At 29.8% G+C, this 23,900-nt stretch carries 21 protein-coding genes and 1 tRNA gene; 10 read left to right on the top strand and 12 right to left on the bottom strand.

Annotated elements, in window-relative coordinates; translation table 11 throughout:
* The first annotated feature begins 32 nt into the window (after positions 1-32).
* Genes M890_RS0102110 through ribB form a run of 4 tightly spaced genes read left to right on the top strand, consistent with a single transcriptional unit; the run spans position 33 to position 6,481 of the window.
* The gene (locus M890_RS0102110) at positions 33-2,456 is read left to right on the top strand and encodes a DNA translocase FtsK (RefSeq protein WP_028281936.1); all 2,424 of its coding nucleotides are present in this window, start codon (positions 33-35) and stop codon (positions 2,454-2,456) included.
* A 12-nt stretch (positions 2,457-2,468) separates the two neighbouring features.
* Complete coding sequence (locus tag M890_RS0102105; RefSeq protein ID WP_028281935.1) at positions 2,469-3,104, top strand: outer membrane lipoprotein periplasmic chaperone LolA1; 636 nt, start codon at positions 2,469-2,471, stop codon at positions 3,102-3,104.
* A 6-nt stretch (positions 3,105-3,110) separates the two neighbouring features.
* Entirely contained in the window at positions 3,111-5,276 is a 2,166-nt protein-coding gene (locus M890_RS0102100; protein WP_084553534.1) for an LptF/LptG family permease, read from the top strand.
* A 50-nt stretch (positions 5,277-5,326) separates the two neighbouring features.
* Positions 5,327-6,481, top strand: coding sequence for a 3,4-dihydroxy-2-butanone-4-phosphate synthase (gene ribB, locus M890_RS0102095; RefSeq protein WP_051437425.1), 1,155 nt, complete (start codon positions 5,327-5,329; stop codon positions 6,479-6,481).
* 70 nt (positions 6,482-6,551) lie between these two features.
* Here ribB and M890_RS0102090 read toward each other — a convergent pair whose 3' ends face one another.
* From M890_RS0102090 to M890_RS0102075, 4 genes are all read right to left on the bottom strand, one after another.
* Positions 6,552-10,292, bottom strand: a complete 3,741-nt coding sequence (locus M890_RS0102090; protein WP_028281932.1) for a DUF3857 domain-containing protein — start codon at positions 10,290-10,292, stop codon at positions 6,552-6,554.
* Between the two features lie 41 nt (positions 10,293-10,333).
* Positions 10,334-11,527, bottom strand: coding sequence for a DegT/DnrJ/EryC1/StrS family aminotransferase (locus M890_RS0102085; protein ID WP_028281931.1), 1,194 nt, complete (start codon positions 11,525-11,527; stop codon positions 10,334-10,336).
* Positions 11,528-11,633: 106 nt separating this feature from the next.
* Positions 11,634-12,101: a thioredoxin family protein gene (locus M890_RS0102080; RefSeq protein WP_028281930.1), complete on the bottom strand. Its 468-nt coding sequence runs from the start codon at positions 12,099-12,101 to the stop codon at positions 11,634-11,636.
* A 67-nt stretch (positions 12,102-12,168) separates the two neighbouring features.
* Positions 12,169-12,801, bottom strand: coding sequence for an NAD(P)H-dependent oxidoreductase (locus M890_RS0102075; protein ID WP_028281929.1), 633 nt, complete (start codon positions 12,799-12,801; stop codon positions 12,169-12,171).
* Positions 12,802-13,007: 206 nt separating this feature from the next.
* Between M890_RS0102075 and M890_RS0102065 the strand changes: the two genes are divergently transcribed.
* Positions 13,008-13,092: transfer RNA gene (locus M890_RS0102065), tRNA-Ser, on the top strand.
* Between the two features lie 234 nt (positions 13,093-13,326).
* Here the strand turns inward: M890_RS0102065 and M890_RS0102060 are convergent.
* Positions 13,327-14,703, bottom strand: coding sequence for a sugar porter family MFS transporter (locus tag M890_RS0102060; RefSeq protein WP_028281928.1), 1,377 nt, complete (start codon positions 14,701-14,703; stop codon positions 13,327-13,329).
* Between the two features lie 193 nt (positions 14,704-14,896).
* Here M890_RS0102060 and M890_RS0102055 point away from each other — a divergent pair, with 193 nt between their 5' ends.
* A complete protein-coding gene (locus M890_RS0102055) occupies positions 14,897-15,667 on the top strand; it encodes an RNA polymerase sigma factor (RefSeq protein ID WP_051437424.1) in 771 nt (256 codons plus the stop codon).
* Positions 15,668-15,741: 74 nt separating this feature from the next.
* Here M890_RS0102055 and M890_RS0102050 read toward each other — a convergent pair whose 3' ends face one another.
* From M890_RS0102050 to M890_RS0102020, 7 genes are all read right to left on the bottom strand, one after another.
* Entirely contained in the window at positions 15,742-16,206 is a 465-nt protein-coding gene (locus M890_RS0102050; protein ID WP_028281926.1) for a pyridoxamine 5'-phosphate oxidase family protein, read from the bottom strand.
* Between the two features lie 49 nt (positions 16,207-16,255).
* Positions 16,256-16,759 (bottom strand): hypothetical protein, encoded by a 504-nt coding sequence (locus tag M890_RS0102045; protein ID WP_028281925.1) that lies wholly within the window; start codon positions 16,757-16,759, stop codon positions 16,256-16,258.
* A gap of 98 nt (positions 16,760-16,857) precedes the next feature.
* Positions 16,858-17,760, bottom strand: coding sequence for a mechanosensitive ion channel family protein (locus tag M890_RS0102040; protein ID WP_028281924.1), 903 nt, complete (start codon positions 17,758-17,760; stop codon positions 16,858-16,860).
* 7 nt (positions 17,761-17,767) lie between these two features.
* Entirely contained in the window at positions 17,768-18,064 is a 297-nt protein-coding gene (locus tag M890_RS0102035; protein WP_028281923.1) for a chaperone modulator CbpM, read from the bottom strand.
* A gap of 2 nt (positions 18,065-18,066) precedes the next feature.
* Positions 18,067-18,960, bottom strand: coding sequence for a DnaJ C-terminal domain-containing protein (locus M890_RS0102030; protein WP_028281922.1), 894 nt, complete (start codon positions 18,958-18,960; stop codon positions 18,067-18,069).
* Positions 18,961-19,161, bottom strand: a complete 201-nt coding sequence (locus tag M890_RS0102025) for a hypothetical protein (RefSeq protein ID WP_028281921.1) — start codon at positions 19,159-19,161, stop codon at positions 18,961-18,963.
* A gap of 305 nt (positions 19,162-19,466) precedes the next feature.
* Entirely contained in the window at positions 19,467-19,850 is a 384-nt protein-coding gene (locus tag M890_RS0102020; RefSeq protein ID WP_028281920.1) for a hypothetical protein, read from the bottom strand.
* Between the two features lie 130 nt (positions 19,851-19,980).
* Here M890_RS0102020 and M890_RS0102015 point away from each other — a divergent pair, with 130 nt between their 5' ends.
* The 4 genes from M890_RS0102015 to M890_RS0102000 all read left to right on the top strand — a co-directional run bounded on the left by M890_RS0102015 (position 19,981) and on the right by M890_RS0102000 (position 23,865).
* Entirely contained in the window at positions 19,981-21,117 is a 1,137-nt protein-coding gene (locus tag M890_RS0102015; RefSeq protein ID WP_028281919.1) for a PAS domain-containing sensor histidine kinase, read from the top strand.
* Positions 21,117-22,166 (top strand): response regulator, encoded by a 1,050-nt coding sequence (locus tag M890_RS0102010; protein ID WP_028281918.1) that lies wholly within the window; start codon positions 21,117-21,119, stop codon positions 22,164-22,166. Before M890_RS0102015 ends, M890_RS0102010 begins: the two co-directional genes overlap by 1 nt.
* Positions 22,167-22,253: 87 nt before the next feature.
* Positions 22,254-23,096 (top strand): universal stress protein, encoded by an 843-nt coding sequence (locus M890_RS0102005; protein ID WP_028281917.1) that lies wholly within the window; start codon positions 22,254-22,256, stop codon positions 23,094-23,096.
* Positions 23,097-23,103: 7 nt separating this feature from the next.
* A complete protein-coding gene (locus tag M890_RS0102000; protein ID WP_028281916.1) occupies positions 23,104-23,865 on the top strand; it encodes a patatin-like phospholipase family protein in 762 nt (253 codons plus the stop codon).
* Positions 23,866-23,900 lie beyond the last annotated feature (35 nt).

Here is a 23,900-nt window from a genome sequence, read left to right as displayed (position 1 = left end):
TATTTGTATTTTTACGCAAATTAAACCCAATAATGGCGAAAGCAAAAAAACAAACTAAAACAAAAAAGAAGATTGGTTTTAAAAAACCAGACTTAACCCTTACAAGCCAACAAAAACTGGTATTAGGTAGCTTTTTAATAATTTTAGGAGTCTTGTTTTTTATATCCTTTTTATCTTACTTATTTACTGGTAAGGTAGATCAAAGTGCGTTATCTGAATTTTCTTCTAGAGACGTCGAAACCCAAAATTGGTTAAGCAAAATTGGTGCTTGGATTAGCGACCTATTTATCCAACGTGGTTTTGGTATAGCAGCATTTATATTTTCTGGTCTTACCTTTTTATCTGGAGTTTATGTACTTACAGATTTAAGTAAAGCTAAATTACGCAAACACTGGTTTTGGGGAATTTTAGTGGTAATATGGCTATCTATATTATTTGGCTTTTTCGCACATAAAAATGATACACTAAGCGGAACTATAGGATTTGAAATAAATAGTTTTTTTCAAGATTATATTGGTAAAATTGGTACTATACTTTTATTGGCTTTTGCTTTTATAAGTTATTTAGCTATTCGCTTTAAGTTTACACCACAACGTATTGCTTCTATATTTAAAAATGCCAAAAAGAATATTAAAGACGATTTTAAAGATGATTTTGTACCTGTAGATAATTCGTATTCAGATGAAGCTGAAGCTATGAAATCTGCATTTGAGGTAGACAAAAAGGTAGAACCTACAATTTCAAATCATTCAAAAATAGAAACCACAAATAATATAGAACTTACACAAGAGGTTACTACTCCTGAAGTTTCTAAAAAAGAAATTAAAACAGAAATTACAACTCCTAAAATTGAAATAGAAGAACCTCAAATGGAAATTGAGGTAGAAACTGTTAAAGAAGAAATATCCGAAACAGATAATCTTGCTAATAAGTTAGTGGAAGACTTTGGACAGTTTGACCCTACTTTAGAGTTAGGCAAATATCAATTCCCTCCTTTAGATTTATTAAAAAAATATGATAATGAAGGGGTTACCATTAACCAAGAAGAATTAGAAGAAAATAAAAACAAAATTGTAGAAACTTTAAATAATTACAAAATTGGAATTGCTAGTATTAAAGCAACCATTGGACCAACCGTGACTTTATATGAGATTGTTCCAGAAGCAGGTATTAGAATTTCTAAAATTAAAAACCTAGAAGACGATATTGCTTTATCGCTTTCTGCTTTAGGTATTCGTATTATTGCTCCAATACCAGGAAAAGGAACCATTGGTATCGAGGTACCAAATAAAAATGCAACTATAGTATCCATGAGGTCTGTTATTGCATCTCAAAAATTTCAGAAAACAGAAATGCATTTACCAATTGCTATTGGTAAAACAATTAGTAACGAAACCTTAGTCATTGACTTAGCTAAAATGCCTCACTTATTAATGGCTGGTGCAACTGGACAAGGTAAATCTGTAGGTTTAAATGCTGTATTAACCTCATTACTATACAAAAAACATCCTGCTGAAGTCAAGTTTGTTTTAGTAGATCCTAAAAAAGTAGAGTTAACTTTATTTAATAAAATTGAAAGACATTATTTAGCTAAACTTCCTGATGAAGCAGAAGCTATTATAACAGATAATACCAAGGTTATACACACGCTAAACTCATTATGTATTGAGATGGATAACCGTTACGAAATGCTTAAAAATGCATTATGTCGTAACATTGTAGAATATAACACAAAATTTAAAGCGCGTAAATTAAATCCAAACGAAGGTCATGCCTACTTACCATATATTGTTTTGGTAGTTGATGAGTTTGCAGATTTAATTATGACAGCAGGTAAAGAGGTGGAAACACCTGTAGCAAGACTTGCACAATTAGCACGTGCAATTGGTATCCACTTAATTATTGCAACACAACGTCCATCTGTAAACGTTATTACAGGTATAATTAAAGCTAACTTCCCAGCACGTATAGCTTTTAGGGTATCTAGTAAAATAGACTCTAGAACCATTTTAGATGCAGGAGGAGCAGATCAATTAATTGGACGTGGAGATATGTTATATACACAAGGTAATGACATGATACGTATACAATGTGCTTTTGTTGACACTCCAGAAGTAGAAAAAATAGTTGATTTTATTGGTAACCAAAAAGCATATCCTGACGCTTATTTATTACCAGAGTACGTTGGTGAAGAAAGTGGCACAAGTCTTGATATAGATATATCTGAAAGAGATGCTTTATTTAGAGATGCTGCTGAAATAATTGTCACAGCTCAACAAGGATCAGCTTCTTTACTACAACGTAAATTAAAATTAGGTTACAATCGTGCAGGTCGCTTAATTGACCAATTAGAAGCAGCAGGAATTGTAGGTGGTTTTGAAGGTAGTAAAGCAAGACAAGTCTTAGTTGTAGATTTAGTAGCTCTTGATCAACTATTAGAAAACGAAAGACAATAAATTACATTTAAAATGAAAAAATTATTAGTATTATTTTTATTAGCGACAAGCACCATTTTTGCTCAGGATAATGAAGCAAACAAACTTTTAAATGAAGTATCGACTAAAGCTAAAAGTTATAACAATATCTCTATAGCTTTTAAATATGTTTTAGAAAATACTGAAGAAAACATAAAACAAGAAACTAAAGGTGATGTTGTCATGGAAGGTGACAAATACCGTTTAAATATTTTAGGTATCACACGTATATATGATGGACAAAACATATATAGCATTAGTCCAGAGGATGAAGAAGTAACAGTATCTAAAGGAAGTGATCAAGATGAAAGCACTATTACACCAAGTAAAATGCTAACGTTTTACAAAGAAGGATTTACTTTTAAAATGGATATTGTGCAAGATGTTAGTGGTAGAAAAATACAATATGTAAAACTATCACCTATGGATTCTAATTCCGAAATTAAATATGTGTTATTAGGTATTGATACAAAGACTAAACACATCTACCGATTAATAGAAGTTGGAAAAAACGGAACAAAAACAACTTTGACTGTTAATTCTTTTAAAACTAATGAGACTTTATCAAAATCCTTATTTACCTTTGACAAAAATAAATTTAAGGACTATTACATCAATAAACTGGATTAATTCTAAGTGAAAATATTAGATAGGTACATATTAACTACATATCTTAAAACCTTTATCAGCGTGTTTGTTATACTCATGCTGATTTTTGTTTTACAAGCTATATGGCTATACATTAAAGAGTTAGCAGGAAAAGACTTAGACATTGTTACTGTCTTAAAGTTTTTAATGTATATCACTCCTACCCTTATACCATTAATTTTACCATTAACAATCTTGTTAGCGTCCATAATGGTATTTGGAGATTTTGCTGAAAACTATGAGTTTGCAGCAATGAAATCTACAGGTATATCATTACAACGTGCAATGTCTGGATTAGGAATTTTTATTGTAGGCTTGGGCGTTTTAACTTTCTTTTTTAGCAATAACGTTATTCCTTGGGCAGAATATAACAGTTTTAATTTAAGAAGAAACATTGCCAATGTAAAACCTGCAATGATTATTGCTGAAGGTCAGTTTAATGATATTGGTGATGCATTTAATATTAAAGTTGAAGAAAAATCGGGTAAAAATGGTAAGTTTCTTAAAGGTATAACCATACATAAAAAAGGTTCCAGTCGCATGTCTGGTAACTTTACTACAATTGTTGCAGACCATGGAGAATTAGCTAGTAAAGAGGACTCAAACGTGCTTAATTTAGTTTTGTATGATGGTTATTATTATGATGATACACCTCCTAGAAAAGCTGAAGAACGAAACAAGAAACCTTTTAGTAAAGCCGAGTTTAAAAAACACGTTTTAGCAATTGACTTGTCTGAATTAAATAATATTGATTTAGATGAAAAAAATGTAGAAAACAAATATACGATGCTTAACGTATCAGAGTTAAATTACACCATAGACTCTCTTAAAACAGAACGCAAGGATGTAGTTAATGAGTTTTCTAACACAATTTATAACAGGACTAACCTTCCTACTTTAAATCTGACAATAAAATCTATTAAGGATAGTATTTATGATGGAAACGTTTTAGATATTTTTAATACTAAACGTAAGATACAAGTTTTAGATTATGCTGTAAATAGTGTATCAAGCACACAACAAATATTAAAATCTAAGACAACAGCATTACAAATTAAAAGCTCTAATATTTATAAGCATGGTATACAACTACACAAAAAATTTGCTTTAGGTATAGCCTGTATTATTCTGTTTTTTGTTGGTGCGCCATTAGGTGCATTAATACGTAAAGGAGGTTTAGGATTACCAATGGTTATTGCTATTGTCCTATTTTTAAGTTATCATTTTATCGGATTATTTGCAGAAAACAGTGCTAAAAATGGTAAACTAAATCCTGTATTAGCCGCTTGGTTTTCTACTTTAATCATGTTACCTTTAAGTATATTTTTGACTAAACGCGCTACTCAGGATAGAGGTATTTTTGAATTTGATCACATTACAGTTCCTATCAAAAATTGGTACAATTCTAAATTTGGAAAAGCAAAAAACGAAACTAATACCATAGGTGTTGATACAATCCAACTTCCAGAAACAGAAAAAGCTAGCTATAAAATTTTATCTACACTTAGTATTACTTTTTATACCATAAGTCTTGCTTTATTTATTTTATATTTTGTGTTTAAAAACAACAAATTACCAGTCGTAGCTTTAGCAGGTATCCAAATTAGTTTAATTTCATTTATAGTTTTTGTTTTTAATTATGTAAAATCTTCTTTAAGCTTTATTAAGTTACATAAACTCATTTCAGATAAAAAAGAACCAATTATACAAACTATATTAGGTGTTATCTTATATCCATTAATTTATATCCTAAGAGTACAAAAACTAACAACAGGAACAGATTATAACTTATCACCAATAGACGATAATACTATAAATCCTATAACTACAACTTCTATAACACTAGAAGATAGCGATATTAAAGACTATAAAATAATGTCTAAATTAAGTTACGTGTTTTTTATAATCGCGTTGGTTTTATTCATTTTATTTTTTGTGTTTAAAAACAATAAACTTCCTGTATTCTCTCAAGCTAGCATACAAATTAGCGTAATATCTTATATTGTTTTTCTGTTTAATTACATAAAAGCTACTGTGGAATACAAAAAATTATTAAAAATAATACAAGTAAAAGACAACCCTTTAATAACCATTTTAGGAGCTGTTTTTTACCCAATCGCACATTACTTTAGAACTCAAAAACTAGACACTTAGTTATACTAACTAAGAAATATGCAATATCTTTGCAGCACAACACAAATGTTATGATTACTACAAAAACAGAACGCAAATCTTCATTTAAATTAAATACAATTGAAGAAGCCATTCAAGATATAAAAGCAGGAAAAGTCATTATCGTAGTAGATGATGAAGACAGAGAAAATGAAGGTGATTTTTTGGCTGCTGCCGAATTAGTAACGCCTGAAATGATCAATTTTATGGCAACTCATGGTAGAGGTTTAATTTGTACACCTTTAACAGAGCACAGATGTCAAGAATTAGATTTACACATGATGGTTACTAACAATACCGATCATATGGAAACTGCTTTTACAGTATCTGTAGACTTAAAAGGTAATGGTGTAACTACAGGAATATCTGCAGGTGACAGAGCTAAAACCGTATTATCCTTAACTAATCCTGACACTAAACCTTTTGATTTAGCACGACCTGGACATATTTTTCCATTAGTCGCTAAAGAAGGTGGCGTTTTAAGACGTACAGGTCATACAGAAGCTGCTATTGATTTTGCAAGGTTAGCAGGCTTACAACCAGCTGGTGTGATTGTTGAAATTATGAACGAAGATGGAAGTATGGCACGCTTACCTCAATTAATTGAAGTGGCTAAAAAGTTTGATTTAAAATTAGTATCCATTGAGGACTTAATTGCCTACAGAATGGATCACGATTCTTTAATTGTTAAAAAGGACGATTTTCAAATTGAAACTAGATTTGGTAGTTTTAGATTAAGAGCTTACCAACAAACCACTAATAACCAAGTGCATATAGCATTAACTAAAGGAGATTGGACTAGTGAAGACACTGTTTTAACTCGTGTAAATTCTACTTTAGTAAATAACGATATTTTAGGTACGTTAACTAATAATGCTGACGAGAAATTAGATGATATGTTCCGAGTAATTAATGACGAAGGACGTGGAGCTATACTGTTTATTAACCAGCAAGCAGAATCTATGAATTTACTGCAACGCTTGTCTGTTTTAAAAAGTGCGCAAAAGCCAAACACTGTTGCTAAAGCTCCTGCTATAGCAATGGATAGTAAAGATTTTGGGATTGGAGCACAAATTTTACATGATTTAAATATTCATAAATTAAAATTAATATCTAACTCGCAACAAACAAAACGTGTTGGTATGATTGGATATGGTTTAGAAATTATTGAATACGTCGGTTATTAATTAATAACTTTATAAAATAAAAAAAGCTCCAATTAATTATTAATTGGAGCTTTTTTATTAGGTTGTTTTATTACTTATAACCTATAAAAGTATCTTGTGCATCTAAGACATTTTTAACATAAGTCTTAAACTCTGGATACTCTGAAGCTTCAATACGCTTCATTGAAGGTGTAGATTTTATTTCAACTTTTAATTGATTGGCTTTTAGCTTACTATAATTGATACTGTAAAAATGATCCTTAAACTTTAGACTAACGTTTTCCGGAATTTCAGTAAAAGTCTGATCAGCTTCAATATTTACAATGTAATCAACTTGGTAAATGTCCATGTTTTCATATTGAGTATAATCTATAACGTGTTCGCGTTTTTCTAAACTAACAATACTACTAGTGTATGGATTAGATACCATTGGTAATTGTAATATATTGGTAGAACCTATCTTATTTATTTTTTTATTTAAAGTCATGTCTGATGTAAACTTAATCAACATGTCATCATTTTTACGCTCAATATTACTAACACTATTTAAAGTAAAGTCGTCGGATAATCTATTGTTGTAATCATCATAAATCGATGTTTTAATTACTTCTGCATTAGGCTCTGAAAACACACTTGAATAATAAGAGTTAATATGTCCAGTATATTCTGAGTCTATCAACATTCCTATTTTATCTTTATTAATGTTTAACGTGACCACGTTTTTAGAGATTGCTTGCTCTCTAGCCAAATCTTCTAATTTAAATAAATCGTAAATTTTAGTATCTTTTCTATCTAAAGGAATTTCTAAAGCAGTAGCACCTCTTAATGATGTTGGTAACGATTTATAAGGTAAATACTTGTCTGTTAATTCTAAAAACTGATCTTTTCCATCAATTTTTACTTTTGCTATACAGTGATTAAAGTCAGTACTTGGTAACACCAAACTATTATAACCATAGTCTGAGGTTAAAACAAGTACTAAATTAGCTTCTAAGTCTGCTTTCTTTGCTAATGTTACAAATAATGTAGAAAAGTCTTTACAGTCTCCTAAACTAGTTTTAATTGTTTTGGATGGTTTTTGTGGTACAAATCCACTTTGTCTGAAACTAACATAACTGTAAGTAAAGTTATTACGTATGTAATTGTAAATAATTTTAGCACGTTGATCCTCTGATAAATGTTTGTATCCATCAGGAAATAATGTATCAAAGGTATCTTGTACAGTTGCATTAACCTCCATTACACTTCTAACTAAATCAGAATACCATATTGAAATTTCATTCCAGCTATCAATTGTACTTAAGTGGATATACTCTGCTACGTCTACGTCACTAGGCATATAGTCTTCTCCTTGAGGCAAACCTGGATTATTTACAATGGTCCATTCGTATAATTTAGAATCGCCTTTAGTTGTTATTTTAGGTTGTGTATTACCATTAACACTTTTATAATTTAATTTATAATCTTTAGGTGCAATTATTTTTACAGCTGAAGAGGTTGTGGGATGAAAAGAACCTAACATAAAACGATCAGAGTACGTTTTGTAAAAACGACCAGATTTTGAGAACGAATATTCGTAATCTAAATAAATAACATCTCCTACGGACAATCCATTAAAAACTAGGCTAGATCCACTTTTATCTGCTGGCACAATACTTTTATCTTGTTTAACAATTTCGGATTTAGTGATGTTATAAGTTCCGCTTAGTCCTAAATCATATTCTTTAAAACGCTCTACTCCATTGTCAGAAGTAATTTCATAAATAAAAACAGATCTATAATTTCCTCCTCCTTCACTATATAACTCTACAGTACTATTATCATGTAAAATATTAAATCCATAATTATTGGTGACAATTTTACCTCTTGTATCACTAATTAAGCTGTAAGCATCTTCAACAACTAAGTCTTTTAAAACGTTGTTTTCGTTGTTTAAATCCTTTAATTTTTTTCTTAGTGATTTATCATTACTATTGTGAGCTAATGATGCTTGATAAGCAATTATGGCTTTCTTTTTATCAATTTGAAGCAATGCATCACCTTTTAATTCTTGAAAAACAAACGAATCTGGAAAATTAGACAACCCTTGATCAATATATTTTAATGATTCTTTATGTTTTTGATATTGGTGTAATTTATTAATAATTGATCTTAAATAATAATTGTCTGTACCTAGATATTCAATCTCATTGGTTAGCATATCCATGACTTTATCTTTTTGATTGCGTCTATCGTAATACGACACAAGTTGTCTAACTAAAGCTAAGTCAAAGGTGCTTTTTTCTAAATTTTCTAATAGGCTAATTGTCTTATTTTCTTCTTCAAATAACGAAGCGTATAATGGAGCGTAACGTAATATTAACTTAGTATTGCCATCTGCCATTTTCATTAATTTATCAAGATTTTTTCTGACTTTAGCTTTGTCTTCTTGTCTGGCGTTATAGATAAAATCTGCAGTTTCGTGCATGATTTCTAAATCTATTGTTTTTTTAAGTTTTTCAAGATACTCTTCCAACTCTGTTAGACTCATTCTAGTCAACTCATCAAACAACATAACTTTTAATAAAACAGGTAGATAATAGGATTCGTCATCCAATTCCATGTTTTTATTAATTTCCTGAATACTAGTATAATCTTCTTCTAATGAATATACCGAAATCATTAATTTTCTTAATAAAGAGCTTTTTGGATATTGGTCTAAAAATGGTTGTAATACTTTTTTAGCTTCCTCATACTTAGAGTTTCTTAAATACGTTTTTACTAAGCAATACGCATTAAAAAAATCATTTGGATTTTGACTTAGCTTATCTGCAAAAAAGGTTTCAAAACTATTTGTAATTGGGACAGCAACTAATTGACTTGCTGTACTTTTGTTATATGCTGCATAGTTTGCCGAATCTTTTAAATTAGTATTGTGAGAGCCATCTAGATTTAATGGACTAACTATAAAATAACTACCGTAATCGCTCTCGGCTGTTTTAATTAACAGTCTATTATTACCTTTAGGAAAGGTCACCTTTACTTGATAGGCATCTAGGTCTGTAACAACATCCTGTTTGTTTTCAAAAATAACAACATCATTTAACCATATTTTAAAAGCCGATCCACTTCCAATACGCAATATTACTGTTTCGTCTTTGTCTGCTGTAACAAAGGTCTGCGCATAATTAACACCAGAACCATACTCTTCATGATTAGTAAAAAATTGATACGCCTCTTCTTGGTTTTTTGCTGTATACCAATTAACAAAACCATTACTTTCTGCATCAAAAGGTGCATCACTATTAGCGTTTGTTTCTGGACCATACACACGATCAAGACCACTTTTATTTAAATTTTCAAAAACACCGCAATACTGCCAATGTCTAAATGAAGGAATATCATTCATTTTTGACCTATAGGTTTTCCAATCTTTACTATCTCTAGCTAAAACAGATTCTAGGTAAATTATAGCATCTTTAATAGTGCTGTGAGTAGGATTTTTTTTAGCAACGCTTCGAATTGCTCCTATATTTTTGCTATTAAATCCTGTTTCTAAGTAGGTATTAAATAAATAGTTTTCGTTCCATAAAGCATATAAATAATACTGGTAATTTTTATCATTTAAAAAAGCTGGTAAAAAATCTTTGTTAGTTCTAAACTTCCCATTTTCAACCCTCATCATTTCATTAACAATAAGGTTTTTGACAGAATTATCATTAACGTTTTTTAGTGTTGCAGTTGCCGAAGTACGATTATTACTTAATAACTCTTGCCAAAATTGATTATAATTATCTTGGGCTATAGCCGAATAAAAGCTTAGCAAAAAACATAATATTGTGATTTTTTTCATTTAATTGGTTGGTTTAAGGGATTGTAATTTTAAATTAAAGATTATAGAGATTGTTTTATAGCGTCTACCATAAGTTGAGCACGCTCACGGACTTGTTGTTCTGTCCAAGATAACTTTATCAAACAAGATATGTTTCTACCAATAAAATGGTCTGAAGCTTCAAATGTTTTAGTTTGCAAATAAGCTAATCCATTTTTAACATCGTTAGATACAGGATACAAAGTTTTGATATCTTTTAAATGCTCCCATTTTCTAATATAATGCCAATTATTATCATAATAATGAAAACAAGCATCCACACTAGTTTCTTTAAAAGTAGAAGATACTTTTCTGGCAATATCTAAATTAGGTAAGAAAAAGTTTAAAAACGCGTAACTTTCTTCTCCTCCTTCTGGAACCGTTCTAAAAGTCACTTCTGGAAACACAGATAAAGCCTCTCTTAATATTGTGTAGTTTTTTTTCTGAATAGCGATAAAATCCTTTAAACGTCTTATTTGCGCTAATCCAACAGCAGCATTTAACTCCGATATTCTAAAATTATATCCTAAGTAAGGGTGTAATTCTGCTCCTCTATCATTACCAATATGGTCATGACCATGATCGGTAAATAAATCAGCATTTTTAGCGTATTGTGCATTATTGGTAACTACTGCTCCACCTTCTCCACAAGTAATGGTTTTTACAAAATCAAAACTAAAACAACCTAAGTCACCATAAGTACCAAGGTATTTACCTTTATAAGTTCCACCAATAGCTTGACATGCATCTTCGATAAGCTTTAGATTATGATCTTTAGCTATCGTCATTAATGCATCTAAATTTGCCATACTTCCACACATGTGTACTGGCATAATGGCTTTAGTCTTGTTAGTAATAGCCTTAGTTACTGCTTCAGGGTTTAAAGTTAAAGTATCATCAATATCTACTAAAACCGGGATTGCACCTAACATCATAATAGCCTCAAAACTAGCTACGAATGTAAAACATGGCATAATGACCTCATCTCCTGCTCCAATACCTGCTAAGGCTAGAGCTACAGATACTGCTGCTGTACCATTTGTGACTAATTGTGCATGACTAACTTCTAGTGTTTTTTGTATTTCTTCTTCTAAAGATTGTGCTTTGTAATGCCCATTTCTCATGGCGTCAAAACCATAGCGCATCAAAACACCATTATCTAAAACATCTTCTACTTCTTTTCTTTCTAAAGCTCCAAAGCTTTCAAATCCTGGCATCTGTATAATATTGGTTAATATTCAAATCTAACAGAATTTAAGCAATAAAAAAAACGTCTAAAAATTAATTTAGACGCTTTATATACTATAAGTGTAGTTAATATTTTTAATAATTTTCTAAAATAGATTCTATAAATGCAAAATGTCTGTCTGTTTCACGTAAAAAGGTATAACCAGATAATTCTCCAATAACATTTAATTGATCGTTTAAAGCCACCAAATTAGGATAACCACCACTGGTATTATATTTACTTACAACCGTATTATTTTTTTGTTGTTGTTCTTTACTGATAATATCTGTACGTCTTGGCATGTCAACCATAACTAATACAAAGGAGTCTGCCTTTTCTTCAAAAGCTTCTGTATTAAAAAAATCTTTTTTTAGCATTTTACAAGGTGCACACCAGTCGCTACCTGTAAAGTAAATCAAAATTGGTTTTTTAGATGAAATAGCCTCCTTTTTGGCTTCATTTAAGTCCGTTAACCAATTTAGGTTAGACATGTCTTCGTCTTCTTCTTGAGCAGAAACAGTTAATGACAGACATAAAACAAACAAATACAATAAATTTTTCATATTAAGAGTGTTAAGCTTTACAAAAATATTCTTTTTAATGACATAACAATAATCTTGCCACTAAATTCTATTTCCAAATAATTACGCTTTCATTTATTGGCTTTCTTACTTTTTTAAGTTTTGACATAAAATCATCTTTAGCTCTGTAGCCTATAGGCATTATAAGTACGGATTTTAATTTTAATTTTTCTAAATTTAGAATAGCATCATAGTCTTTTGGAGAAAAACCTTCCATTGGACATGCATCTATATTTAGCAATGCACAAACCGTCATTAAATTACCCATCGCTAAATAAGCTTGTTTTGCTGCCCAGTTTTCTTTATCAATCTGTGTTTTTGAACCAAAATCTTCAACTAAAAACGTTTTAAAAGGATCTAAAATCTCATTAGGCGTATTTCTAATATCCTTAACCCTATTAAAATAATCTAAAATAAAAGGCGTATCCATTTTTGAATCAATACAAAATACAAATAAATGAGATGCTTCCATAACTTGTTTTTGGTTAAAAGATAATGGAACTAATTGCTCTTGTAAAGCTTTGTCTTTTATAACTATTAATTTAATTGGTTGTAGACCGTAAGACGTTGCTGTTAAATTAAACGCTTCCAGTAAAGTATTTATATCATCTTCTCCAATTATTTTTTCTGAATCAAAACTTTTTGTGGCGTATCTCCAATTAAGTTGTTCAATTATATTCATATTTTCCTTTTTTAGGCAAAAATAAAGCTAATGAAGCATCAAAAAAACATAATTCACCATTGATTTGTAAATAATCACGGATAATATCACTTTGTATCATATTGAAAAACAAGTTTTTAAAAAATAATGCATTTTTTATTTGAAATAAACTAAAATCATATCTATATTTGCACTCGCAATTGGAGAATATCCAATGAGACACTCAAGGAGAATTGGCAGAGTGGTCGAATGCGGCAGTCTTGAAAACTGTTGAGGGTCACACCTCCGGGGGTTCGAATCCCTCATTCTCCGCAAAAGCCTTACATTTTATGTAAGGCTTTTTTATTTAATAATTCTGACATTAATTTTACCTATTCTAAATTAAAGGCATGTTCTAATTAATGCTATTAAAACTAAAAGTTATTTTTAGGTAATTATAATCGGCCTTATAATATTATATAACACCGCTTTTGCAGTCTAATTAGTTTGCATAAAAAAAAGCCATAACAATTGTTATGGCTTTTTTTTTTAATACTAGCTTGGGCTTTATTCCCAAAATCCTTCAATTTCCTCTAATGTTTTACCCTTTGTTTCTGGTATAAACTTATAGGTTACAAATACTATAATTAATATAAATGCTATAAAAATAAAATAAGGTAAAGAACCATTCCATGGTGCACTATTATTTGTTTCGCTTCCCATAACCATTGGAAACGATTGAGACACCACATAGTTTGCAGCCCATTGCGCAGCAACAGCTACTGACATAGCTACACTACGTATTTTATTTGGAAACATTTCTGACAACAAAACCCATACTACTGGTCCCATTGATAATGCAAAAGATGCAATAAAAATTAAAACTCCTATTAAAGATAACATTCCAACATTTTCTTGTTGTAATGTAACACCTAATAATAAAAATCCAATAATCATACCTACAGATCCTATATAAAGCAAAGGTTTTCTACCAAATTTATCTACTGTAAACATCGCAACAAATGTAAATACTAGATTTACAAATGCTAATAATATTTGTTGTGCTAATACATCTTCTTTTCCAAAACCTAGTGCTTTTTCAAAGATATCCGCACCATAATATAACACAGCATTAATACCTGTAAATTGTTGTAACATTGACAACACTGTCCCTATTGCAATGATTATTAATATAGCTTTAGAAAAATAACTAACCTTAATTCCGTCGTTATTTTGGTTTAAAGAGTTTTTAATTTGTAGCATCTCCTTAGACGCTAATTGCGTATCATTTATTTGTTCTAAAACTGTTAATGCCTCTTTATCTTTACCTTTTAAAGCTAACCATCTTGGACTTTTAGGCACAAAGAATAACAATATTAAAAATAATCCACTTGGTATTAACTCTGACCAAAACATACGACGCCATCCAAATTCTATGTTTTCTGCTACTGTTAAATTATTTCCAATATAATAGGTAGCTAAAAACACAACAAAAAAACCAATTACTATGGCTAATTGGTAATATGTAACCATACGTCCTCTGATGTTTGAAGGTGCTATCTCTGCTATATACATTGGTGCATTCATTGATGCCACTCCAATACCTAAACCTCCTAAAATTCTAAAAAACACTAACATACTTACCGATTGTGGAAACATCTCTGGTAGACCAGAACCATAAGCAGATAATGTAAATAATATTGCCGAAATAATTAATGACCATTTTCTACCTATTTTTATACTTAAAGGTCCTGCTACAATTGCTCCAACAAAACAACCTAAAAGTGCGCTACCTACAACCCATCCTTTTAAAGCATCACTTAATTTAAAATGTTCTGTAAGATAAAATTGTGCACCATTAATAACACCTGTATCATAACCAAATAGTAAACCTCCTAATGCAGATACAGCTGCTATTAGAAGTAAAAAAACACCTTTTTTCATTTAAATAATTTTTGTTAGCCAATAAATATACTATTAAAATGATAATAAATACAAGATGTTTGGTTTTTGTATAGGTAGTTATTTTAAAATGTAAGTATTGGATTATAGAAGTCTTCTTATTGGATTTTGTAAGGTGATTAATATCATACTTTACAATATATTTTTTAAGTAATTTTATTTCAAACACATAACTATGAATACAGATATTAAATACTATCAAAACAAAAAAGAATTTCGCTTATTTGTACAACAATCTCACGCTAGTCTTCTTCAGTTTAAAAAGAATAGAGATAAAGAGACTTTTAATAATCTTGTTTTAAAAATTTTACCAATTTTAAGGAATTATATTAATAGGCAACTAAATGTTTACATTAGCCAAGGACATTTTTCTAAAGGAAAATATAAAGGTGACGATATTATTGATCAGCTTTTTATTGAAATTTATGATCATATTGAAGAGGTGAAACAGGAAAAAGACTTCTACGCTTGGTTATACTTAAAAGTTGATGAAATAATGAAAGATATTCAAGTTGAAGAAGAATTTAATGAGTTATTTTTTAAAAATATTGACACTTATTCTAAACCTGAATGGGATGCTATGGAAGAAAAATATACTAAAGATGCAGATGGAGATTTACTATTAATTGAAGAATTAAATGACAGTTCATACAATCATAACGATTATGAACTAAAACCTATTTTTATTGAAGAAAACGAAGCTGATTTTATTGAAAAAATAGATAACCACTTAAAGCAAGATGTTTTAAAAAATCATACAGCTTTAGTTATAAGAAATTTGCCTCATGCCATGCGTCAAGTTTTTGAATTGTTTACTAATGAACATTTATCCTTAGAAGAAATCGCTTTAATTAGAAAATCTAAAATAAACGAAGTTAAAACGTTACTAAACAATGCCAAACAGGCTTTACAGGTCAGTTTATTTAATAGATATTTATATAGTTAAACTATTTAGAAAAGAACTAAAAAGAGCTAGTTAATAGCTCTTTTTTTTATGTTTAATTTGTAAACTTATAAGTATTAGGCTTTAAAATCTAAACGCTTTTTACCTGTTATAGCTTCTATATTAATTAAAAATACAGCCGGAATATCATCCTTATAAATCTTACTTGAAAAGTCACTTATAAAGTTAGCTTTACTGTGTTCTTTCTCTAAAATAATATCTTTAATACCTAAAGAAAACTTGTGCAAGTACGCTTTAGCATCACTACCAAAATGCTGTTCAAAATTACCATGTACTAATACAGATTTCCAATTAGTAACAGTATTAACATCTGATATTTGCAATGAAACTTTTGGGTTTTTACGCATCGCATTCATTTTATGACCATCTCCAGAATAACATATTATTGCGTTACTTTCTTTATCAAAAAAATAAGTAATAGGCACAACATAAGGTGTATTGTTAAAAATGTAACCCAATTGTCCAATATAATTGTTCTCTAAAATATATTCGATTTCTTTTTCTTCTAAATTTTTAAACATATCTATTTTATTTATTTGCTGTGAATTTTATTAAATTAAGTTAAAAATATTATAGAAAATTACCTTCTGCGTCTAATTTAACTTTTATACGTTGATCACCATTTGTTAAAGTGATTTTGTATTTTTTCTTAGCTTCTTCTCCTTCTGTATATTTAACTAAATACACATCTTTTGTTATGTCCCAATTTGGAAATCTTTTTAATACAGATTTTAATATTGGCATTGGCAAATCTACATCTTTATATTTCTCAGCTGTTCGTAATATTTTTCCATTACTATCATAAGTAGCAAGTATTTTTCCATCTGGTATTATAAAATATACATCATAAAATTCATATTCGTCTGCATAAACATCTAATGTTTTAATATCAAAATTAGCTACTCTTATTTGCAATTGATCTGCTTCAATAGGCATATCTGTTGCGTCTGTACTACTAAGATATTTGTAGTTATGCACCAATATTACTTCGTCTAATTTAATAGGATCTGGATCTTGTGCATACATTTGGAAGGTTAAACCAAAAATAAATAAACCAATTATTACTTTTTTCATCTTACTAACATTTAAAATTAATATTATAATAAATGTAGTAATACTTTCCTAAAAATTAAATGATAAATATCAGTCTAACTGTTTTAAAACGAATGCCTTTAGGATTCATTTACATTAACTTTTAAATCAGGAATTTTAATTAATTCAATAGTCTGAGACGCCAAAACAACTTTTCCGTTTGTAGCTTCAATTTCTTTTCTAATTAAATCGTTTAATACGTGCTTGGTTACTCTTCGTTTTTTGTAATCTACAATGTATCTTAAATTAAATTTAACCCAATTATCTGTTAGTGTAGTTGCCAATGTAGGCACTACCATTGCATCTTCAATGTAGTATTTTGTAACGACATCTTTCCATTGATCTTTTGATGCTTTAGTGTATTCTGTAAGTGTTGTTGTAGCTGCTTTTATAATTATGGCTTTTGCTAACTCAATATCAGAGCCATAACGTATTGGCAAATTAAACTCGTCCCAAATAAATGGGAAATCTTTAGAGTAGTTGTAAACAGGACCCTTAAACACAAATGCGTTGCTTAGTTTTACAATTCGGCCTGTATAATTATCACTTTCTACCCATTGCCCAATTTCCATCATTGTGGTGTAAATACTATCTACATCAATGACATCTCCTTTAATTCCGTTAATTTCTATTCTGTCTCCTGGCTCATACACTTTTACAACAAAAATGTACACTGATCCTGCAATGCTTAAAATTAACTCTTGTAGTGTAAACGCTAATCCAGCAGACAACAAACCAAGTGTTACCGTAAAGTCTTTAATGCTTCCTGTAAAGTATAAAACAGTAACAAAAGCTAACAGAAAATAACCTAATAACTCGATGCCTTTTTGCGACTTGTATCTAACTGATGTATTGGCTATATTCTTTTTTAAAAAGCGTCTAATAAATTGCACACATAATAGTACAAACACAACAATTACAAGGTATTTTAATATACTTTGAAGTAGTGGATAATCTTTAAACCATTGCTGAATTGCGTCCATTAGTTAATTATAAATCTTCGTAAAGTCTTAATTTATTATTTAACGATGTTATTTGGTTTTGCATGTCTTCTACACGTTGTAATAAATTATAAACTGCATCCAAACCCTCTAAATTTATATTTAAATCAAAATGTAAACGCATGAGCTTTTCAACCTCGCTAATTTGTGTTGTTTTAATATAATTATCGTTGTCCGAAACCACAATTTCAATCAGTTCATAATCTTTTAAATCATTTATAAATGTTGTAGGCACGTTATAATGCGTGCAAAAAGTTGTTATAGAAATTAAATCTGTTACTTCCATAATTATCTAAGTTTTTGAAGTTCTGTAAATAATTCTTTCTCTTTATCTGTAAGCTTTGTTGGCGTTTTTATTTGGTAGGTTATGTATAAATCACCAAACTGATCTGTTTTTTTATACTTAGGAAATCCTTTGCCTTTTAACTTCACTTTTGTTCCGTTTTGGGTTTCTGGTTTAACGGTTAATTTTACTTTACCATTAAACGTATCTACCATTAAATCGCCTCCCAATAGTGCAGTGTATAAATCTAAATCTACAGTAGTGAAAAGGTTGTCTTTATCTCTTTTGAATTTGGAATGATTTTGAATAGAAAACTGAATATACAAATCGCCATTTGGTCCTCCATTTACACCTTTTCCACCATGACCTTTAATTTTTATGGTTTGTCCATTTTCTACTCCTGCAGGAATGGTAATTCTAATGTTTTTATTGTTAACAGTAAGTGTACGTTTGTGCTCTGTGTAAACATCTTTAAGGTCTAACTGAAGCTCTGCGTTAAAATCTTGACCTCTAAATTTTGTGCTTCTTTGTCTTCCAGATGCTTGACCACCAAACATACTTCCAAAAATATCTTCAAAATCCTGCTCGCTGTAACCTCCAGAATTTCCTGCCTGACCTTGATATGCACGTTGTTGCTGTTGTTGCTGTTGTTTTGCTTGTTCGTAGGCTTCAGAGTTTTTCCAATGCTCTCCATATTGGTCGTATTTTTTACGATTTTCTGGATTGCTCAACACCTCATTAGCTTCATTTATCTCTTTAAACTTTTTTTCAGCTTCCTTATCGTTTGGGTTTAAATCTGGATGATATTTTCGGGCTAATTTTCTGTAGGCTTTCTTTATGTCCTTATCTGACGCAGTTTTGGAAATACCCAACGTTTTATAATAATCTATAACTGCCATTTATTTTGTTTTATGATGTTCAATATGCTGTTTTAAAGTGTTCAAATAATCTTGTAAAACTTTAGGGTTTATTTTTGGATGTTCCATGGAGGGAATTGTACTTGGGTCTTCTAATAGTAATTCATACAATTCTGGATAATCTGTCTCAATTTTATAAGTTAACTCAGTAATTTGTTGTAATAACTCTTGTTCTGTTTTCATAATCCTACACCTGTTTAATTATTATAAATTTACTTTTAAAGTTACAAGAATAATATGATTAAAATCAGTTTTAAGGAGTTAATAATTAGCTAATTATCCTACCATCCTCCATGGTGATAATCCTGTCTGTACGTTTTGCAAAACTCTAATCTTTTTTTAGCCTTTAACTTGGTATAAACCATCTGGTTGGATAATTACAGACGTGTATACAGATTGAGTTAAATTTTGCTCTGTTGGTTGGATTTTATCTGTTTTAGTTTGACAAGTCTATAGTGATAAAACAGCTATAATTAAAAGATGGTTTTTCATATTTTTTTTAATTCCATATCAAGTCTCGCTAATATTATTAATTCAGATTTATTACGATTAGAAAAACTACTAGCAATTGCATTTGCTGTTTTTAGTATTAGTGTTTTTCTGTTTTCAGTAAATAATGATTTATTCATATTCAAAAAATTCAAAAAACTATTAAAACACGTATTAGAATCATAGTCTTGATCCATGTGCAACCAATTAAAGCTGTCCAAAATGGTTAATGCATCTTCATTAATACTCCACTCCTCTTCCACCATTGTTTTTAAGGTGTTTATTTCATCAACTTCAATAATACCATCTACACAGGCTATTGCATAAAATAACTTACCTAGATTTTGGTAAAACATTGTATTTGCATGGTCTTCCTTTTTCATATCAAAAAATATAATACCTAAAATTAAGCCGAATGTTTAACGTATTTCATGATATAAATCAGCAAAAGGCAGCGTGCTCTCGCTTTTTTTTGTAATTTTATTCTTAATATAATATCGTTTTAAACACTATATGCTAAAAACTAATCAGGATGTTTTTGAAATACTATCTGAAGCCATATCTGAAGGTATTTTGATAGTCGATGAAAACCAAACAATTATAGCCGTAAACTCTTCTACAGAAGAGATGTTTGGTTATGATAAAGACGAATTAAACAATAAACCATTGGAGATTTTAATCCCCAAAACCTACCATAAAGGTCATGGACACCAATTTGACACGTATTACAAAAACAGCGAAAAACGTACAATGGGCAAAGGACGTGAGCTATATGGTGCACGAAAAGATGGTAATACTTTTCCTATTGAAGTCGGTTTAAACCCATTTAATGTTTCGAATAAAAAGTATGTAATGGCTTTGGCTATAGATATTACAGAACGAAAAAATTATACAGATAAACTTGAAAAAACAGTTATAGAGCGCACTAAACAGCTTACCGAAGCATTAGCAATTGAAAAGGAACTAAACGATTTAAAAACAAAATTTTTGTCGTTAGTCTCGCATGAATTTAAAACACCTTTAACTGGTATTTTAACCTCTTCAATCCTTCTAAGCAAATATAAATTAGCAGAGCAACAGGATAAACGTGATAAGCATATTAATACCATAAACAGTAAAGTACAGTATTTAAATAATATTTTAAACGACTTTTTATCTGTTGAAAAATTAGAATCTGGTAAAGTAAATTATAAGTTTACAGAGTTTAGATTAAGTAAGGTCATAAATGAAGTTATTTATAACGCAAATATGCTTTTAAAAGAAGGACAAAAAATAAATTATCCAGAAAACATAGACGATATATCCTTAATTCAAGACGAAAAAACAATTGAATTAGCATTGTCAAACCTTGTACATAATGCAATAAAATACTCGCCTGAAAACACAACCATCCAATTAAAAGTCCAACAAGATCAAATCAATACCACTTTTACAATTATTGATAACGGAATTGGTATTCCAGAAAACGATCAAAAAAATATTTTTAATCGTTATTTTAGAGCCGAAAACGCACTGTTAAACCAAGGGACAGGAATTGGATTAAACATTGTTAAAACACATATTGAAAATTTAGGTGGAACAATAAGTTTTAAAAGTATTGAAAACGTAGGTTCTACTTTTACTATTACTATACCAAACAAACCAAACTAATGAAAACCATACTTTTAATTGAAGATGACGCAGTTTTAAGAGAAAACACTAAAGAGCTTTTAGAACTTTCCGACTATCACGTAACAACCGCATCAAACGGAAAGTTAGGATTAAATGCTGCTTTATCTACCAATCCTGATATTATTATCTGTGATATAATGATGCCAGAATTAGATGGTTATGGTGTACTAGAAGGCTTAGCAAAACAAGAAAGCACAATGCATATTCCGTTTATATTTTTGTCTGCAAAAACCGAAAGACAAGATGTTAGAAAAGGTATGGATTTAGGTGCTGACGATTATATTACAAAACCGTTTAGCGAAGACGAAATTATTAGTGCTATTGAAAGTAGATTAGCAAAAGCTGCAATTTTAAAGGACAGACGTGATAAAAAAAACCTTGAAGAAGATAATACAGATACGCTAAGAAATTTAAATGACTTAAAAAACTTTTTTGATGATAATGGTGAAGTCTTTAACTACGGTAAAGACGAAAACATTTATAAAGAAGGTCAAAACTCTAATTATATTTATCTAATACTTAAAGGTATAGTAAAATGTCACAAATTAGACGAAAAAGGTAAAGAGTTAACAACCGCTTTACATAAAGAAGATGATTTGTTTGGTTATACCTCCTTTACCCAAAACATTCCTTATCAAGAAACAGCAACAACAATTAGTGACACCGATTTAGTTGGGCTATCTAAAAATGAATTAACCAATATTTTAAACACCAATCACAAATTAACATTAGAGCTAATACAACTATTAACAGATGATCTATCTGGAGTTAAAAATCAATTATTAGAAATGGCTTACAGTTCGGTATATAAAAAAACAGCCACTACCATTTTAAAATTTGCAGAGAAACTAAATTGCAAACCTAAAGAGCCCATTAAAATCTCTAGAAATGATTTAGCTAGTGTTGCTGGTATTGCAACTGAAACTTTAATTAGGACTATTTCTAGTTTCAAAAAACAAGGTTTAATAGAAATTGAAGGTCGTAATATTAAAATAATTGATGTAGAGAAACTTAAGGAAGTTAATTAATTACACTTTAATTAAAGACTATATGATTTTTATCATTTTTTAAAACACATGTTACGTATAGATTTGTTTTTATAAGATAAAAATTAAATGAAATCTATATTATTACCTACAGATTTTTCTAAAAACTCTTGGAACGCTATTGAATATGCTATTAAATTTTGTGCAAACACACCATGTACATTCTATTTAATGCATGTTAACAGATTATCAGAAATTTCTGTAAATACATTAGATTATAACATCAATTCAGCAGTTATTGAAGACACTTATACTGTTGCTGCTAAAAAACAATTAACATCACTTTTAAAAAAAATAGCATTACAATTCCCAAACAATTCAAATCACGCCTTTTACACAATTAACGAAGCCGATTTTTTTATAGATGCAATTAGAAAGCAGGTCTTAGAAAAAAAGATAGATCTTATAGTCATGGGTACTAAAGGTGCTACTGGATTAGAAAAACTAATTTTAGGTAGCAATACAGCAGATATAATAACTAAAGTAAAATGCAATACTTTGGTAGTTCCTGAAAATGCTAAATTTAAAAACATACGTCAAGTGGCCTTTCCTACAGATTTTTTGCAGTTTTATGGCATAACAACTTTACATCCAATAGTTGACATTTTAGAACAATTTGAGGCCACATTAAGGGTTTTGCATATTGCAAAGAAAAACTCAGATTTAAATAGTGATCAAGAAAAAAATAAAGAGTTTGTTGCAGATTACTTTAGTGCTAATAAGCATAATTTTCATTACCTTACTAATACAAAAATTGAAGCAGCTATACAATCTTTTGTACAAGATAATAACATAGATATAATTGCAATGGTTGCTAAAAATCTTAATTATTTTCAGCAAATACTTTTTCATAGCAAAGTGGAAAACATAAGTTATCAAACAGACGTACCTTTTTTAGTGCTTCACGAATAATTAAAACATGAATATAGGCTTAGTCCTTTCTGGTGGTGGTATGCGTGGCGCAGCACATATTGGCGCCATAAAAGCGTTAGAAGAACACAACATTTTCCCAACACATATAGCAGGTGCTAGTGCTGGTGCAATTATTGGCGCATTGTATGCTTATGGTTTTTCTTGCGAAAAAATGTTGGACTTTTTAAAAACAACACAGCTTTTTAATTACAGAAAATTTGCTGTTAGTAAACCAGGATTTATTGATGCCGAAAAATATTATAACTACTTTAAAAAACAGTTTCCTGAAGATAATTTTAGGGCATTAAACAAAAAACTTTTTATAACTGCTACTAATATTTTAAGTGGCGATTCAGAGGTGTTTACAGATGGAGAGTTAATTAAACCAGTACTAGCATCTGCCTCTTTCCCAGGATTGTTTTCGCCAATAAAAATGAAACAAGGATTATATGTAGATGGTGGTGTGTTAAATAACTTTCCTGTAGAGCTATTACAAAAAGACTGCGATCAAGTCATTGGTGTTTATTTAAACTTATACAAAACCAAAACACAAGCGCAATTAAAACATTTTCATAATATTATTGAACGCTCCATTACTATTGGTGCAGTACAAGCTGATATACAAAAGTTTTCCGATTGTGATATTTTAGTGGCACCTCATGCCTTAAGTCAGTTTGCGCTTTTTGATAAAAGAAATATCGATGCTATTTATAAAATTGGTTACGACAGCATGAAAGCAGCCTTAAAAGAGAATCAGACTAATACTTAATTATGTAATTAGTAAACATTCCCCAAGATGCAAGA

Origin of the sequence: Olleya marilimosa CAM030, from assembly GCF_000518485.1 — a bacterium.
GTDB classification, from domain to species: Bacteria; Bacteroidota; Bacteroidia; order Flavobacteriales; family Flavobacteriaceae; genus Olleya; species Olleya marilimosa.
This window is presented reverse-complemented; position numbering and strand designations above follow the sequence as displayed.